Annotated in this window: 14 protein-coding genes; 7 read left to right on the forward strand and 7 right to left on the reverse strand. The window is 69.9% G+C overall.

Features of this window, described 5'->3' with window-relative positions; genetic code table 11:
• Positions 1-113: 113 nt before the first annotated feature.
• Entirely contained in the window at positions 114-2,408 is a 2,295-nt protein-coding gene (locus ACHBTE_RS26105) for a transglycosylase domain-containing protein (RefSeq protein WP_394726534.1), read from the reverse strand.
• A gap of 611 nt (positions 2,409-3,019) precedes the next feature.
• On the opposite strand from ACHBTE_RS26105, the gene wblA reads away from it, so the two are divergent.
• On the forward strand, positions 3,020-3,358 hold the full coding sequence (gene wblA, locus ACHBTE_RS26110) for a transcriptional regulator WblA (RefSeq protein WP_388804211.1): 339 nt from the start codon (positions 3,020-3,022) through the stop codon (positions 3,356-3,358).
• Positions 3,359-3,455: 97 nt separating this feature from the next.
• On the opposite strand, the gene ACHBTE_RS26115 is transcribed toward wblA, so the two are convergent.
• On the reverse strand, positions 3,456-4,850 hold the full coding sequence (locus ACHBTE_RS26115; RefSeq protein WP_394726536.1) for an ArsA family ATPase: 1,395 nt from the start codon (positions 4,848-4,850) through the stop codon (positions 3,456-3,458).
• Positions 4,851-4,908: 58 nt separating this feature from the next.
• Positions 4,909-5,886, reverse strand: a complete 978-nt coding sequence (locus tag ACHBTE_RS26120; protein WP_394726538.1) for an ArsA family ATPase — start codon at positions 5,884-5,886, stop codon at positions 4,909-4,911.
• A gap of 106 nt (positions 5,887-5,992) precedes the next feature.
• On the opposite strand from ACHBTE_RS26120, the gene ACHBTE_RS26125 reads away from it, so the two are divergent.
• The 3 genes from ACHBTE_RS26125 to ACHBTE_RS26135 all read left to right on the forward strand — a co-directional run bounded on the left by ACHBTE_RS26125 (position 5,993) and on the right by ACHBTE_RS26135 (position 7,277).
• Positions 5,993-6,154: a DUF4177 domain-containing protein gene (locus ACHBTE_RS26125; protein WP_003975360.1), complete on the forward strand. Its 162-nt coding sequence runs from the start codon at positions 5,993-5,995 to the stop codon at positions 6,152-6,154.
• A complete protein-coding gene (locus tag ACHBTE_RS26130; RefSeq protein WP_394726540.1) occupies positions 6,151-6,618 on the forward strand; it encodes a RidA family protein in 468 nt (155 codons plus the stop codon). The genes ACHBTE_RS26125 and ACHBTE_RS26130 overlap by 4 nt, the downstream gene beginning before the upstream one ends.
• A 224-nt stretch (positions 6,619-6,842) precedes the next feature.
• Entirely contained in the window at positions 6,843-7,277 is a 435-nt protein-coding gene (locus ACHBTE_RS26135; RefSeq protein WP_394726541.1) for a cytidine deaminase family protein, read from the forward strand.
• A 34-nt stretch (positions 7,278-7,311) separates the two neighbouring features.
• Here the strand turns inward: ACHBTE_RS26135 and ACHBTE_RS26140 are convergent, their stop codons facing one another.
• The 3 genes from ACHBTE_RS26140 to ACHBTE_RS26150 form a co-directional block, all read right to left on the reverse strand.
• Positions 7,312-8,142 carry an MBL fold metallo-hydrolase gene (locus ACHBTE_RS26140; protein WP_394726542.1) on the reverse strand — a complete coding sequence of 277 codons (831 nt, stop codon included), beginning with the start codon at positions 8,140-8,142 and terminating at the stop codon, positions 7,312-7,314.
• Between the two features lie 67 nt (positions 8,143-8,209).
• Entirely contained in the window at positions 8,210-9,076 is an 867-nt protein-coding gene (locus tag ACHBTE_RS26145; protein WP_394726543.1) for an NUDIX hydrolase, read from the reverse strand.
• A 119-nt stretch (positions 9,077-9,195) separates the two neighbouring features.
• Positions 9,196-9,870, reverse strand: coding sequence for a Crp/Fnr family transcriptional regulator (locus tag ACHBTE_RS26150; protein WP_053750087.1), 675 nt, complete (start codon positions 9,868-9,870; stop codon positions 9,196-9,198).
• Between the two features lie 368 nt (positions 9,871-10,238).
• On the opposite strand from ACHBTE_RS26150, the gene nth reads away from it, so the two are divergent.
• The 3 genes from nth (at position 10,239) to ACHBTE_RS26165 (ending at position 13,517) form a co-directional block, all read left to right on the forward strand.
• Positions 10,239-11,396, forward strand: coding sequence for an endonuclease III (gene nth, locus ACHBTE_RS26155; RefSeq protein WP_394726544.1), 1,158 nt, complete (start codon positions 10,239-10,241; stop codon positions 11,394-11,396).
• A gap of 106 nt (positions 11,397-11,502) precedes the next feature.
• Entirely contained in the window at positions 11,503-12,198 is a 696-nt protein-coding gene (locus ACHBTE_RS26160) for an NUDIX hydrolase (protein WP_394726545.1), read from the forward strand.
• Between the two features lie 119 nt (positions 12,199-12,317).
• A complete protein-coding gene (locus tag ACHBTE_RS26165; RefSeq protein WP_394726546.1) occupies positions 12,318-13,517 on the forward strand; it encodes a MarP family serine protease in 1,200 nt (399 codons plus the stop codon).
• 27 nt (positions 13,518-13,544) lie between these two features.
• On the opposite strand, the gene ACHBTE_RS26170 is transcribed toward ACHBTE_RS26165, so the two are convergent.
• Positions 13,545-13,727: a hypothetical protein gene (locus ACHBTE_RS26170; RefSeq protein WP_394726547.1), complete on the reverse strand. Its 183-nt coding sequence runs from the start codon at positions 13,725-13,727 to the stop codon at positions 13,545-13,547.
• Positions 13,728-13,784 lie beyond the last annotated feature (57 nt).

Genomic DNA, 13,784 nt, shown 5'->3' on the forward strand with positions numbered 1-13,784 from the left:
CACGAGGGTGTTCTCGTCGCGGGATCCAGGGATCCAGGGATCCAGGGATCCGCAAGGGGCGCGGCGCCTTTCGCGCTGCTCCGCACCCTTCCGTGCTTTCCGCGCCGTCCGCGTCAGTCACGCCCCCCGGTCCCGTTGCCCGCCGTCTGGCCGCGCCACCAGCCCTCCGGGATCGAGAACGAGGGCGACGGGAAGGTGCCGCCGTCAGCGCCGCCGGTGACGCCACCGTCGGTCAGGCCGCCGATGAGGCCGCCGTTGTTGCCGTTCCCGTTGCCGTTCTCGTCGCCGTTGCCGTTGTCCTCGTCGTCGTCCTCGTCGCGGTCCCGGCCCTTGTCGCCGTCAGGGATGTGGACGATGTTGAAGTCCGGTGCGTCCTTGCCGTCCAGGGCGCCCGACATCATGTCGCGCCAGATCGGGCCGGGGACCTGGCCGCCGAAGACCTTGGCGTGCGAGACGCCGCCGATCCGAATGTTCTGCATCTTGCGCTCGTGCTTGGGGTCGCCCACCCAGACGGCGCCTGCCATGTTCGGGGTGTAGCCCACGAACCAGGCCGCGTAGCGCTCGTCGGTCGTACCGGTCTTGCCCGCGCTGGGACGGCTGGGGCCGAGACCGGCCTCGGTGCCCGTGCCGTCCTCGACCACGCCCTGGAGAAGCGTGTTGATGGTGTCGGCGGTGGTCTCGGACATCGCGCGCCGGCAGGTCGACTTCGGGACCTCCAGGGACTTGGTCTTCCCGGCGGCCCGCTGGGTGATCGACTCGATGGCGATCGGCGTGCAGTACATGCCCCGCGAGGCGAACGACGCGTACCCGGCCGCCATCGTCAGCGGAGACATCTCCATGGTGCCGAGGGCGATGGACGGGGCCTGGGCGAGCTCGCCGCCGTCGGCGCGCTCGACGCCCATCTTCTTCGCCATCGTCGTCACCGGGCAGATGCCGATGTCCGAGATCATCTCCACGAAGTAGGTGTTGACCGACTTGGCGGTGGCGTCCCGCATGTCGTACGGCCCGACCTCGGACTCGTTCTCGTTGGCGACCGGGACGCCCTTCTCGTTCCAGGTCCTTCCGTCGCAGGCCGCGACCGGGCTCGGGTAGTCCATCTCGTACGGCGAGCCGTAGACCTGGGTCGGCGACATCCCGTCCTCGAGGGCCGCCGCAGCCACGATCGGCTTGAAGGTCGAACCGGGCTGGTAGCCGGCGCCGCCGTTCATGTTCTGGTCGACGGAGAGGTTGATCGTCGTCTCGTTCTTCTTGACGTCGATGCCGTACGGCCGGGACTGGCCCATCGCCAGGATCTTGCCGGTGCCGGGCTCCACGATGGTGGCGGCCGTGGCGACCTCGTCCTTCTGGTAGACGTGCTCCTTGATTGACTTCTGCGCCGACTTCTGCGCCTGCGGGTCCATCGTGGTCCGCACCGTCAGACCGCCCTGGTTCCAGATCTTGGCCCGGTCCTCCTTGGTCTTGCCGAAGACCGGGTCCTTCAGGAACACCTGGCGTACGTAGTCACAGAAGAAACCGCCGCCCTTGACCGCGGTGATGCAGCCGTTCTTGGGCTTGCTGACCTTCAGGCCCAGCGGCTCCTCCTTGGCCTTGTCGGCGTCCTCCTGGGAGACGTCGCCGAGGTCGGCCATCCGCTGGAGGACGACATTGCGCCGCTTGATGGCCTCGGCCTCGTCGTTGACGGGGTCGTAGCGGCTCGGGGACTGGACGATGCCGGCGAGCAGCGCCGCTTCCTGGAGTTCGAGGTCCTTGGCGGACTTGGAGAAGTAGCGCTGGGAGGCGGCTTCGACGCCGTACGCCTGCTGGCCGAAGAACGTGATGTTCAGGTAGTTCTCGAGGATCTTCTTCTTGCCGAGCTCCTCCTCGACCTGGATCGCGAACTTCAGCTCCTTGATCTTGCGGCCGAGTGTCTGCTGGGTGGCCTCGGCGACCTTCGTCGGGTCGTCGCCGGCCTCCTCCACGAAGACGTTCTTCACATACTGCTGGGTCAGCGTGGACGCGCCCTCGGCGACGCCACCGCTCTGGGCGTTGCGGTTGAGCGCGCGCAGCACGCCCTTCAGGTCGATCGCGCCGTGCTGGTAGAAGCGGGCGTCCTCGATCGCGATGATCGCCTTCTGCATGTACGGCGAGATGTCCTTGAGGTCCACGACCGTGCGGTCCCTTGAGTAGACCGTGGCGATCTGGCCGCCCTTCGCGTCCAGGATCGTGGTGCGCTGACTCAGCGGCGGGCGCTTGAGGTTCGCCGGAATCTCGTCGAAGCCCTCGACCGACCCCTTGGCGGCGAGCCCCAGCGCGCCGGCCGCGGGCAGCGCGATGCCTGCCATCACTGCTCCCGCGAGCACGCTGACACCGAGGAACTTCGCGGCCTGCTGCGTCGTGGACAGACCGCCGCCCGAGCGCTTCTTTGGCATGGGTGCAGCCTAATCCGTACGCATGAGCGTTCCGAGAGAGCCGTTGCCTGTCGGGATGTTCGCAGTGAGATCGTGACGTGCGGTGAGGTGAGAGGCGTGCGGTGAGGGCGCCTCGGGCGTGACAGGGGCCAGGGCGCCCGGACGCCCGGCGCGCCGGATGTGACGCGGCTCGCTCGCACGGCCCTTACCTCATGGCAGGGCAAAGTCGGGTGCCTGCGTTCTCATTTGCCGGACACACGTCAATGCCTTGGCCTAAGCTGCTCTCAACTGTCACAGCAGTGCGGCCACGTATCAATACGTCCGGCGACCCCGAATCGTTCCGGAGGTTGCTCACTTTTTTGGTGAGCGCGTGTCCGAATCCGCCTTGTGTGTCATCCGGCGTCCGTTGTGACGCAACAGAACTGTCCCGCTTTGCCGGGAAAGTCACGCATGTCGCCAGCTCACTCCCCCGGGTGATCTGCCGCTTACGCATAGTCCGTTCGGGCCATTCAAGATTGGGCCCGAAGGGGGTGTTGCGCTGTGCCCACCTTCCGTAACGTCCTCAACTGGCGGCGGTGAATATGCCGCTGCCGCCGTGGGGGAGCCTCGATTCGGGAGAGGACGGCGCCGGTATGGGCTGGGTAGTCGACTGGAGTGCGCAGGCGGCCTGCCGCACTACCGATCCGGATGAACTGTTCGTTCAGGGAGCAGCGCAGAACAGGGCCAAGGCGGTGTGCACCGGATGCCCCGTGCGCACGGAGTGCCTGGCGGACGCGCTCGACAACCGCGTCGAGTTCGGCGTGTGGGGAGGCATGACGGAGCGGGAGCGCCGCGCGCTGCTGCGCAGGCGGCCGACCGTCACCTCGTGGCGCCGGCTGCTGGAGACGGCACGCACGGAGTACGAGCGAGGGGTCGGCCTGGTGCCCCTGGACGACGACCAGGTGTACGAGAACTACGCGGCGGTGAGCTGAGGGGGCCGGGAGGCTTACCCCGGGCGGATCCGGGGGCGGATCCCATGGACCCCGGGGCGGATTCCGCGGCCCCGGGACGGATTCCGTGGGCCGAGCCTCAGGCGCCGGTCGCGGGGTCAGGAAGCTCCGGCCGGTTGTCCGCTAGCCGGTTGCCGATGTTCCGCAGTCCCGCGAGGTCATGCACATCGCCGGGCAGCGCGGCCACTTCGGCCACCGCCACCTCGGGGTGGAGCGCGGTGAAACGGTCACGCGTGCGCTGCTCGCGGGAGAGCAACTGCATGCGCTCGGCGTGCAGCCGCAACAGGCCCGCTGTGAGCTGGTCGACGGACCGCTCCAGATGGGGGGAGTCCGACCCGGACTCGTCCGTGGCCGCGGCGCGCTCCGGGTCCGTGACGGCGGGGGAGCCTTCGTCGGAAGCCGGTGCCTCGGAAGCGGGTGATTCTGAACTGTCGTACGTGTCAGGGGAGTTACGAAGTCCAGCTTTCCCGCCCTCCTGATCCACAATGCGAAGCTCTTCAAGATTTTCCGCGGCGGCGAGCGCCCGCTCGGCCGACAGCCGGTCGGCGCCGCTGCCGTGGACCCGGTTGAGCACCAGCCCCGCGAGCGGCATGTCCTCGGCCGCCAGCCGCTCCACGAAGTACGCGGCCTCCCGCAGCGCGTCCCGCTCCGGCGCCGCCACCACCAGGAATGCCGTACCAGGCGCCTGAAGCAGCTTGTACGTGGCGTCCGCGCGCGTACGGAAACCGCCGAACATGGAGTCCATCGCGGCCACGAACGTCTGGACGTCCTTCAGCAGCTGCCCGCCGAGCAGCTTGCCCAGGGCGCCCGTCATCATCGACATGCCGACGTTCAGGAACTTCATCCCCGCCCGTCCGCCGACCTTCGCCGGAGCCAGCAGCACCCGGATCAGCTTGCCGTCCAGGAACGAGCCGAGGCGCTTGGGCGCGTCCAGGAAGTCCAGCGCCGAGCGCGACGGAGGCGTGTCGACGACGATGAGATCCCATTCGTCCTTCGCCCGGAGCTGTCCCAGCTTCTCCATCGCCATGTACTCCTGCGTGCCCGCGAAGCCCCCCGAGAGCGACTGGTAGAAGGGGTTGCCCAGGATGGCGGCCGCCCGCTCGGGGTCCGCGTGCGCCTCGACGATCTCGTCGAAGGTGCGCTTCATGTCGAGCATCATCGCGTGCAGCTCGCCGTCGCCCTCCACGCCCTTCACCCGGCGCGGGGTGTTGTCCAGCGAGTCGATGCCCATCGACTGGGCGAGCCTGCGGGCCGGGTCGATGGTCAGCACGACCACCTTCCGCCCCCGCTCGGCCGCGCGCAGCCCGAGCGCCGCCGCGGTCGTGGTCTTGCCGACGCCGCCGGAACCGCAGCACACCACGATGCGGGTCTTCGGGTCGTCCAGCAGCGGGTCGAGGTCGAGCACCCGTGCGGGGGAGAGATGCGGGGCGTGGCGGGCGGCGTCGTGCGCGTGAGCGGGTTCCGGACGAGTCATGACATCCCCTGCTTCCGACGACGACGTACCGCGTACGGCTCCCGACCTGTCAACGACCTCATGACAGGCCCTGTTCCCGCAGCTCGCCCGCGAGTTCGTACAGGCCCGCCAGATCCATGCCCTCGGCGAACAGGGGCAGTTCGTGCACCGGCAGCCCCAACTCCGCGAGGACCGCCCGCTGCTCGTGCTCCAGCGCATGCCGCTCGGCGTACTCGTCGGCCTGGGCCAGCAGCGGGTCCACCAGCCGCTCCGCGTTCCCGCCGCGCCGTGCCCCGCCGAGCCCGGCCGAGGACAGCGCCTTGGCCATGGCGGCGCGCGGCACACTTCGTACGAGTTCCAGGTCGGCAGCGTCCAACACCTGTGGCCGCATCATGTTCACGATGATCCGCCCGACCGGCAGCCGCGCCGCCCGCAGCTCGGCGATGCCGTCAGCGGTCTCCTGGACGGGCATCTCCTCCAGCAGCGTCACCAGGTGCACAGCCGTCTCCGCCGACTTCAGCACCCGCATCACGGCCTGCGCCTGATTGTGTATCGGGCCGATCTTCGCGAGCCCGGCCACTTCGTCGTTGACGTTCAGGAAGCGGGTGATGCGCCCGGTGGGAGGCGCGTCCATCACGACGTAGTCGTAGACGAACCGTCCGCTCTTCTCCTTGCGGCGCACCGCCTCGCACGCCTTTCCGGTCAGCAGGACGTCCCGCAGGCCCGGCGCGATGGTGGTGGCGAAGTCGATCGCGCCGAGCTTCTTCAGGGCCCGGCCGGCGCCGCCCATCTTGTAGAACATCTGGAGGTAGTCCAGAAGGGCCAGTTCGGGGTCGATGGCGAGGGCGTACACCTCCCCGCCCCCAGGAGCGACGGCGATCTTCCGCTCCTCGTAGGGCAGCGCTTCTGTTTCGAAGAGCTGCGCGATGCCCTGCCTGCCCTCGACCTCGACGAGAAGCGTCCGCTTCCCCTCCGTCGCGAGGGCGAGCGCGAGCGCGGCGGCGACCGTGGTCTTTCCGGTCCCGCCCTTGCCGCTGACGACCTGGAGCCTGCTCACGTCTTCGAGCCTAACCAGTCGGTGCGCCGACTACGCGACAGCCTGTGGACAACCTGACCGTGGTCGGCCGCCCGGGCCCCGACGGGCAGCGGATAAAGTCGGCCACATGACCAAGTGGGAATACGCAACCGTGCCGCTGCTCGTCCACGCCACGAAGCAGATTCTGGACACCTGGGGCGAGGACGGCTGGGAGCTCGTCCAGGTCGTGCCCGGGCCGAACAACCCCGAACAGCTCGTGGCCTACCTGAAGCGGGAGAAGCAGGCGTGAGCGCGGTCGAGGAGAAGCTGGCCGAGCTGGGCCTGCGGCTTCCGGAGGTCGTCCCCCCGCTGGCCGCCTATCAGCCGGCGGTCCAGTCGGGCGTGTACATCTACACGGCCGGCCAGCTCCCCATGGTGGAGGGCAAGCTTCCGGTCACCGGCAAGGTGGGCGCGGAGGTCACACCGGAGGAGGCCAAGGAACTCGCACGCACCTGCGCGCTGAACGCCCTCGCGGCCGTGAAGTCGGTGGCGGGCGACCTGGACCGCATCGCGCGCGTGGTGAAGGTCGTGGGCTTCGTGGCCTCGGCCACGGACTTCACCGGCCAGCCGGCCGTCCTCAACGGCGCCAGCGAGCTGCTGGGAGAGGTCCTCGGGGACAAGGGCGTCCACGCCCGCAGCGCCGTGGGTGTCGCCGTGCTCCCGCTGGACGCGCCGGTGGAGGTCGAGATCCAGGTGGAGCTGACCGGGGCGTAAGGCTTCGGAGACGGCGGCGGCCTGCCCGGGACGTGAGACGGTCCGGGCAGGCCGACGGGACAGGCCGACCAGACAGGACGACCGGACAGGCTGACCAAGCAGGCCGATCGGGTAGAACGACCGGGTAGGCCGGCCGGGCAGGCGTGCCTGCACCTGCACCTGCACCTGCCGGGGAAGCGGTTCAGGGCGACCTGTCGGTGTGCCACAGCAGGGGAACAGAGACGATGACCACACAGACCGACCGTGTCGACCACGAACTGATCCGCGCGGCGGCCCATGTCGCTGCCACGCACTGCCGGGGCGACAACCACACCATGGCGGCTGCGGGCCGCGCCCGGGACGGGCGGATCGTCACCGCGGTGAACGCCTATCACTTCACCGGAGGCCCCTGCGCGGAGCTGGTGCTCATCGGCGCTGCCGCCGCCCAGGGCGCCCATGACCTCGACATCATCGTCGCCGTGGGTGACCGGGACCGAGGCGTCGTTCCCCCGTGCGGTCGCTGCCGCCAGGTCCTTCTGGACTACTTCCCCGCCCTCGAGATCATCGTCGGTACGAAGGACGGCCTGCGAGCGGTGCCCGTCGCCGACCTGCTTCCCGAGAGCTACGTCTGGGCGGATCACCAGCTCGCCGAGGAGAGCGCGCCACTCGGCACCGCATGACGCCTCGGACATCTCTGAGACCTCGGACACCTCACTAGATGAGGCCGTGCTCCTCCAGATAGTCCAGCTGGGCCCGCACCGACAGTTCGGCCGCCGGCCACAGGGACCGGTCCACGTCCGCGTACACATGGGCCACGACCTCGGACGGCGAGCCGTAGCCGTCCTCCACGGCCGTCTCCACCTGGGCGAGGCGGTGCGCCCGGTGGGCGAGGTAGAACTCGACGGCTCCCTGGGCGTCCTCGAGCACGGGCCCGTGGCCCGGGAGAATCGTGTGCACGCCGTCGTCGACCGTGAGGGACCTCAGCCGCCGCAGTGAGTCCAGATAGTCGCCCAGGCGCCCGTCGGGATGCGCCACGACCGTCGTACCGCGGCCCAGGATCGTGTCGCCCGTCAGCACGGCCTGGTCGGCCGGGAGGTGGAAGCACAGCGAGTCGGCGGTGTGCCCGGGCGTCGGAACGACCCGTAGCTCCAGACCGCCGACGCTGATCACGTCCCCGGCGCCGAGCCCCTCGTCGCCGAGCCGCAGGGCCGGATCGAGGGCACGCACGCGCGTGCCGGTCAGTTCGGCGAAGAACGCGGCGCCCTCGGCGTGGTCGGGGTGGCCGTGGGTGAGCAGCGTCAGGGCGACGCGCTTGCCGGACTTCTCCGCCATGGCGACGACATTGCGCAGATGCCCCTCGTCCTCGGGGCCCGGGTCGACGACGACGGCCAGGTCCGAGTCGGGCTCGGACAGGATCCAGGTGTTGGTGCCGTCCAGGGTCATCGCGGAGGGGTTGGGCGCGAGGACGTTGACGGCGCGCGGGGTGGCGGGGCCGGTGAGGACCCCGCCCCGCGGCTGGCCGGGGAGGGCTGCTGCGTCCGTCATACGAGGGGGCCTTCCGGCAGTACGGGCTCAAGGGGCCCTGCGGTCACTGGAGGCATGGGAAGTGCGGTCATGCGGAGGCTCCGCCGGTCGGGATGTGCTTGGTGAACTCGTCGTGGCCCGGCCAGGACAGCACGATCTCGCCGTCCTCCAGACGGGCCTGCGCCAGGACGGGCGCCAGGTCACGGTCGGGGGCGGCGGCGAGGGCCTGGGCGGCGCTGTCGTACGGGATCAGCTGGCGCAGGGTCGCGATGGTGGGCGGCATCATCAGCAGCTCGCCCTTGTCGTACGAGGCGGCGGCGCCCGCGGGCTTGATCCACACCGTGCGGTCGGCCTCCGTAGAGGCGTTGCGGGTGCGCTGGCCCTGCGGGAGGGCGGCGACGAAGAACCAGGTGTCGTAGCGGCGCGGCTCGAACTCCGGGGTGATCCAGCGGGTCCAGGCACCCAGCAGGTCCGAACGCAGCACCAGTCCGCGGCGGTCCAGGAACTCGGCGAAGGACACGTCCCTGGCGACCAGAGCGGCACGATCGGCCTCCCAGTCCTCACCGGTCGTGTCACCGACCACGGAGTCCTCGGTGGGCCCGGCGAGCAGAACACCCGCCTCCTCGTACGTCTCCCGTACGGCCGCGCACACGATCGCCTGGGCCGCCGCCTCGTCGACGCCGAGCCGCCGCGCCCACCACGCGCGCGTGGGGCCCGTCCAGCGGATCGGATGCTCGTCGCGCGGATCGACACCGCCGCCCGGATAGGCGTACGCGCCGCCCGCGAACGCCATCGAGACCCGTCGACGCAACATGTGCACGGCAGGACCGGCCTCGGCGTCTTTGAGCAGCATGACGGTCGCCGCACGCCGCGGAGCGACAGGGGTGAGGTCTCCGTCCGCGAGCGCTCGGATACGGTCCGGCCACTCCGGTGGGTACCACTGCCCGTTAGCCATGGGCGGAGGCTATCTCCTGGCGCGCGGATGTTCGAGAGGTGGCCTGCTCGGGAGGCCGTACGCGCCGGGGCCCCGCCTCGATGTGAGACGGGGCCCCGGCGTCGTACGAATGGTGTCTGTCACCGCGAGCGCTTGGCGAGCCGCTCCACGTCCAGCAGGATCACGGCGCGGGCCTCCAGGCGGAGCCAGCCGCGTCCGGCGAAGTCCGCCAGGGCCTTGTTGACCGTCTCGCGGGAGGCGCCGACCAGCTGGGCCAGCTCTTCCTGCGTCAGGTCGTGCACGACGTGGATGCCTTCCTCGGACTGCACGCCGAAGCGGCGGGAGAGGTCGAGCAGCGCACGGGCCACCCGGCCGGGGACGTCCGAGAAGACAAGGTCCGACATCGCGTCGTTGGTGCGGCGCAGACGGCGGGCGACGGCGCGCAGCAGCGCGGTCGCCACCTCGGGGCGGGCGTTCAGCCAGGGCTGGAGGTCGCCGTGGCCGAGGCCCAGCAGCTTGACCTCGGTCAGCGCGGTCGCCGTCGCCGTACGGGGACCCGGGTCGAAGAGGGACAGCTCGCCGATGAGCTCGCCGGGACCGACGACGGCCAGCATGTTCTCCCGGCCGTCGGGTGAGGTGCGGTGGAGCTTCACCTTGCCCTCGGTGACGACGTAGAGCCGGTCACCGGGGTCGCCCTCGTGGAACAGGGAGTCACCGCGTGCGAGGGTCACCTCACTCATGGAGGCGCGGAGCTCCGCGGACTGCTCGTCATCGAGCGCCGCGAAGAGCGGGTTGCGCCGCAGAACGTCGTCCACGAGTTCTCTCCTTGTCGACCTGCTCAGGGGATCTTGCTCCCCCGCGTACCAGGGGACCGTGGTGCCCATTTTGCCGGACAGTCCAAACAGTGTGATCTGTCACAAGGATGCCGCACAGGTGTGCCGGGGTAAGCGGCAGGGGTCCAATTGGGGGCCGATCTTCAGGGTCCGGGGCGGATGTCGGTGCCGGGCTCTAGGCTGGCCGGGTGTCCAAATCGCCGGTGAGAGCACAGGCCAAGGGGGCTGGGCGGGTGGTTGTACGTCGAGATTCCGCTGTGGGCGAACAGGACCCTGGTGGCGGAAGGAAAACCGCAAAAGCGGCGAAGAAGACGCCGGGCGCGACGGCGACGGGTGGCGAGAAAGCGGCGGTGAGGAAGACGACGGCTGCGAAGAAGGCGACGGCTGCGAAGAGAGCTGTGCCTGCGAAGAAGGCTGCGCCTGCGCAGAAGACGACGGCCGCGAAGAAGGCTGCGCCTGCGCAGAAGACGACGGCCGCGAAGAAGGCGACGGCGGCCGCGAAGAAGGCCACGCCTGCGAGTAAGACGACGGCTGCGAAGAAGACCACGGCCGCCGGGAAGAAGGCCGCCTCGAAGAAGGCCGCCTCCCAGAAGGTGGCCGCGAAGAAGACGACCGCCAAAAAGGCGATCACCAAGAAGGCGATCACCAAGAAGCCCGCCATCGTCCCCGAGAAGGCCACCGCCTCGGTCGATGGCGCCTCCCCCGTTAAGACCGTCGCCCCGAAGCCTCCCGCCGCCGAGTCCCGTACCGCTCTCGTGCGCCGGGCCCGCCGTATCAACCGCGAGCTCGCCGAGATCTACCCGTACGCGCACCCGGAGCTGGACTTCGACAACCCCTTCCAGCTGCTGGTCGCCACCGTCCTGTCCGCCCAGACCACCGACCTGCGCGTCAACCAGACGACCCCCACACTGTTCGCCAAGTACCCCACCCCCGAGGATCTGGCCGCCGCCAACCCGGAGGAGGTCGAGGAGATTCTTCGTCCGTGCGGGTTCTTCCGGGCCAAGACCAAGTCGGTCATGGGCCTGTCGAAGGCGCTCGTGGAGGATCACGGCGGCGAGGTTCCGGGCCGCCTCGAAGAGCTGGTCAAGCTGCCCGGCGTAGGCCGCAAGACGGCCTTCGTCGTCCTCGGGAACGCCTTCGGGCGCCCCGGCATCACCGTGGACACGCACTTCCAGCGACTGGTGCGCCGCTGGCAGTGGACCGAGCAGACGGATCCGGACAAGATCGAGGCCGAGATCGGCGCGCTGTTCCCCAAGAGCGACTGGACGGATCTCTCGCACCATGTGATCTGGCACGGCCGCCGCATCTGTCACGCCCGTAAGCCCGCCTGCGGAGCCTGCCCCATAGCGCCGCTCTGCCCGGCGTACGGCGAAGGCGAGACGGACCCGGAGAAGGCGAAGAAGCTTCTGAAGTACGAGAAGGGCGGCTTCCCCGGCCAGCGCCTCAAGCCCCCGCAGTCCTATCTGGACGCGGGCGGCAGGCCGGCCCCGCCGCTGGGGGCCGGATGAGGGGCCGAACCGGACCGGGCGTGGCGCGCCGGCGCATCCATGCCGGCGGGGCGGAACGATCCCGGTCCCGTCAGGCGTTGGACTCGGCAGGACGACAGGGGTGGGCATGACGCGTGCGAGCGATACGCAGGACGGGCCGGTGGTGCTGAGCAAGAAGGGGATGCCGGCCTGGCTGGACCCGGTCGTGCGGGTGGTCGAGACCGTCGAGCCGGTGCAGCTGAGCCGCTTCCTGCCCCCGGAGAACGGCGCGGGGCGCCAGTCCGCCGTACTGGTCCTCTTCGGCGACGGCGAGCAAGGGCCAGAGCTGCTGCTCATGGAGCGCGCCGGCTCCCTGCGCTCCCATGCCGGGCAGCCCTCCTTCCCCGGCGGCGCCCTCGACCCCGAGGACGGCGACCCGCAGACCGACGGGCCGCTGCGGGCCGCGCTGCGCGAGGCCGAGGAGGAGACCGGGCTGGATCCGAGCGGCGTCCAGCTCTTCGGCGTGCTGCCCAGGCTGTACATCCCGGTCAGCCAGTTCGTCGTCACGCCCGTCCTGGGCTGGTGGCGCGAGCCGAGCCCGGTCGGCGTCGTCGATCCGAATGAGACGGCCCGTGTCTTCACCGTCCCCGTGGCGGATCTCACGAATCCGGACAACCGAGCCACGGCCGTTCACCCCAGAGGACACAAAGGTCCGGCATTTCTGGTCGAATCGGCTCTCGTCTGGGGCTTCACCGCCGGAATCATCGACCGCCTGCTCCATTACTCGGGCTGGGAGCGGCCCTGGGACCGGGACAAGCAGGTCCCGCTCGACTGGCGGTCATGACAGGGTGTCTGCCGTGCTGTGTGTTCCCGGGGCCGCCATGTCGCCTTGCCGTAGTGCGGCGGACCGGGTCCCGGGCCGACCGGGCATGATCGGAAAGTGACGAGGCGGAGCCTGAAGCAGTGAACGTGCTGGACATCCTGTTGCTGGTCGCCGCCGTCTGGTTCGCGATCGTGGGTTACCGCCAGGGCTTCGTCGTCGGCATCCTGTCGGTGATCGGCTTCCTCGGCGGCGGCCTCGTGGCCGTGTATCTGCTCCCGGTCATCTGGGACGCGCTGACCGACAACGCCGAGGTGAGCACGACCGCCGCCGTGGTCGCGGTCGTCGTCGTGATCGTCTGCGCGTCGGTCGGGCAGGCCCTGACCACCCACCTCGGCAACAAGCTGCGCCGCTACATCACCTGGTCCCCGGCCCGCGCCCTGGACGCGACCGGCGGCGCCCTCGTCAACGTCGTCGCGATGCTCCTGGTGGCGTGGCTGATCGGTTCCGCCCTCGCCGGGACGACCCTGCCGACGCTCGGCAAGGAGGTCCGTAACTCCAAGGTGCTGCTCGGCGTCTCCCGGGCGTTGCCCGACCAGGCGGACACCTGGTTCGCGGACTTCTCCTCGGTCCTCGCGCAGAACGGCTTCCCGCAGGTCTTCAGCCCGTTCTCGAACGAGCCGATCAACGAGGTCCAGCCGCCCGATCCGGCCCTCGCGGGCAGCCCGGTGGCCACCCGCGCCAAGCGCTCCATCGTCAAGGTCATGGGCACGGCGACGAGTTGCGGCAAGGTCCTGGAGGGCACCGGCTTCGTCTTCGCCGACCGCCGCGTCATGACCAACGCGCATGTCGTCGGCGGCGTCGACGAACCCACCGTCCAGATCGGCGGCGAGGGCAAGAAGTACGACGCGACCGTCGTCCTCTACGACTGGGAGCGCGACATCGCCGTACTCGACGTGCCCGACCTGCGCGCGCCCGTGCTCCAGTTCACGTCGACCGACGCCGAGAGCGGCGACGGCGCGATCATCGCGGGCTTCCCGGAGAACGGGGCCTACGACGTGCGTGCCGCGCGGGTGCGCGGGCGCCTGCCGGCCAACGGCCCGGACATCTACCACCGCGGCACGGTGAGCCGTGACGTCTACTCGCTGTACGCGACCGTCCGCCAGGGCAACTCCGGCGGCCCGCTGCTCACGCCCGAGGGCAAGGTGTACGGCGTGGTCTTCGCCAAGTCGCTAGACGACGCCGACACCGGCTACGCGCTCACGGCGGACGAGATCCAGCAGGACATCGTCCGGGGTCGTACCGCCGATCAGCAGGTGGACAGCGACAGCTGCGCGCTGTAGGTCCGCGCTGAAGGGTGGGTGGCCGGGTCAGCCGCGCGGGTGGCGCAGGCGCGCCGAGACCCAGCGGGCCCGGCGGCGCAGAATATGCGGAATGCCCATCCGGGGATCCGAGTCCGGCATCTGCGGGGCACCGCCTCGCTGGTGGGAGCTCAGGCCTCCGGCCGAGCGGCGATTGCGTGCTGCGTCACTGTAGTCGTGCGTCCAGCCCATACCCCTCCGTCTGCCCCCGCCCCAAGGTCGATAACCGCCTCTGGCGCCCCCAATTGG

It is taken from the genome of Streptomyces sp. M41, assembly GCF_043673425.1.
GTDB lineage: Bacteria > Actinomycetota > Actinomycetes > Streptomycetales > Streptomycetaceae > Streptomyces.

Bases quoted from the DNA above. Each gene is read 5' to 3' on its own strand.
- ACHBTE_RS26145 (WP_394726543.1), bottom strand. From the start codon at position 9,076: ATGGCTAACGGGCAGTGGTACCCACCGGAGTGGCCGGACCGTATCCGA.
- ACHBTE_RS26140 (WP_394726542.1), bottom strand. From the start codon at position 8,142: ATGACGGACGCAGCAGCCCTCCCCGGCCAGCCGCGGGGCGGGGTCCTC.
- ACHBTE_RS26105 (WP_394726534.1), bottom strand. From the start codon at position 2,408: ATGCCAAAGAAGCGCTCGGGCGGCGGTCTGTCCACGACGCAGCAGGCC.
- ACHBTE_RS26135 (WP_394726541.1), top strand. From the start codon at position 6,843: ATGACCACACAGACCGACCGTGTCGACCACGAACTGATCCGCGCGGCG.
- wblA (WP_388804211.1), top strand. From the start codon at position 3,020: ATGGGCTGGGTAGTCGACTGGAGTGCGCAGGCGGCCTGCCGCACTACC.
- ACHBTE_RS26160 (WP_394726545.1), top strand. From the start codon at position 11,503: ATGACGCGTGCGAGCGATACGCAGGACGGGCCGGTGGTGCTGAGCAAG.
- ACHBTE_RS26125 (WP_003975360.1), top strand. From the start codon at position 5,993: ATGACCAAGTGGGAATACGCAACCGTGCCGCTGCTCGTCCACGCCACG.
- ACHBTE_RS26170 (WP_394726547.1), bottom strand. From the start codon at position 13,727: ATGGGCTGGACGCACGACTACAGTGACGCAGCACGCAATCGCCGCTCG.
- ACHBTE_RS26115 (WP_394726536.1), bottom strand. From the start codon at position 4,850: ATGACTCGTCCGGAACCCGCTCACGCGCACGACGCCGCCCGCCACGCC.